Annotated in this window: 3 protein-coding genes; all 3 read right to left on the bottom strand. The window is 46.7% G+C overall.

Going from position 1 to position 1,399, the window contains the following annotated elements:
- Positions 1-106: 106 nt before the first annotated feature.
- The gene (locus M2125_RS10910) at positions 107-703 is read right to left on the bottom strand and encodes a hypothetical protein (protein ID WP_280742986.1); all 597 of its coding nucleotides are present in this window, start codon (positions 701-703) and stop codon (positions 107-109) included.
- The gene (locus M2125_RS10905; protein WP_280742985.1) at positions 703-999 is read right to left on the bottom strand and encodes a helix-turn-helix domain-containing protein; all 297 of its coding nucleotides are present in this window, start codon (positions 997-999) and stop codon (positions 703-705) included. Before M2125_RS10905 ends, M2125_RS10910 begins: the two co-directional genes overlap by 1 nt.
- 31 nt (positions 1,000-1,030) lie before the next feature.
- On the bottom strand, positions 1,031-1,399 hold a 369-nt coding region (locus tag M2125_RS10900; RefSeq protein WP_280742984.1), incomplete at its 5' end, for a hypothetical protein.

Raw genomic sequence — 1,399 nt, 5'->3', positions numbered from 1 at the left:
GAGTCTAAACCCCAGCTACGCCAGGCCTATGTGCAGCAATACCTCGTTGAGACAGTGAAAGATCTGAGGGCTCGCGCGAGAATTACGCAGTAAGCCAGCCAAGGCATCAAATCATGATGTCTTGTAGGCGCCTTGCGCCAGGCACTACTGGTGGAGTGGGTGGCGGAATGCCCAATTTGGGTGGCTCAATGCGAATAACTGGCGGTACCACCAATACCGGCGGTTGGGTTTGCTTACTTTTACCAGCCTCTTGTAGCGCCCTTCTAACCGCTTCAGTAGCGCCGTTCAAACTAAAGCGCGACACTCCAAAAGATCCGTTTTGTAAAGGCACTGCAAAACTCACCAACCCACCCTTTTTGAGCTCATCGAAAACAGTATTAAAGGGTTCCAGTATCTGAAACAGCACTCCACCAATCTGGGTACATTGAATGCTCAAGGAGGCTGCATTCCCGACACCACTCATCAAAATTGGAGAGCGTGCACCGGGCTGACACATCAAGGTATCGTGCAAATAAAACATGCATTGATCTGCTTGGCAAAAGAGTCCAAAGGAAGTTCCCCCATTACTAGTAGATGCCTCGATGGAGTTTAAGGTTGATTGCAATTGCCAGTCGCCGATAGCCTGCCTTTCAGCAGCCAATAAACCACAACTAAATAGGGATAGAGAGGATGCTAGGCAAAACTGCTTTAAGCAAAAACCCATTACTTCTTTTTTAAGAACTCCGGTATATAAATATCATCCTCTACGAGGCTGACAATTTGTTTGTTGTGGGTGATGTCAATATTCAATGCCTTAGCGTAAAGTCGGATTGCCTGAGGAAGGTTTAATTGGGATCGAGTAAATAGCGAGATGTCCCCTTTTTCAATGGCTGTTAGCAGCACCACCGAAAGATCACATTGGGCAGCGAGTATAGCCAGATTATGACCCTGGGACTCACGCGCCTCCCGCAGCTCCTTTCCAAAGTTTTTGAAATTTTTTAGAGAATCAAAAGTCGTCATTGAGGTATTAATAGCCTAAGCACTACAGTGGTTACTTCGTAACTACCATGATCTTCTCACTAAGGACTTTATTGCCACGCATCAGAGTAACTTTGACTGATAACGGCAACTTAACCTCACCTAACTTCGGCACAGTAAAGTTTTTACTCGTCGCGTCGTACCTGATGCCTGATGGTAAGGGAGCATCGTCTGGCAGCGTTACGACCAACCTGCTTCCCTTAGGCAACATGAGTAACTTATAGCCGCCAAACTTGGCAGGTACACCAGCAACGCTAATGTTTTCACCTGAGAGGTTGATCAACTCTTGAATAATTTGATCCGGAACAGGGAATTTAAATGCGCCGGATGATGGCACTTCAATAGCCTGCATATACTCAGGGAGATTATCCTTGTCGCGGAC

The sequence above is a fragment of the Polynucleobacter sphagniphilus genome, from assembly GCF_029892205.1.
In the GTDB taxonomy this organism is placed as follows: domain Bacteria; phylum Pseudomonadota; class Gammaproteobacteria; order Burkholderiales; family Burkholderiaceae; genus Polynucleobacter; species Polynucleobacter sphagniphilus.
This window is presented reverse-complemented; position numbering and strand designations above follow the sequence as displayed.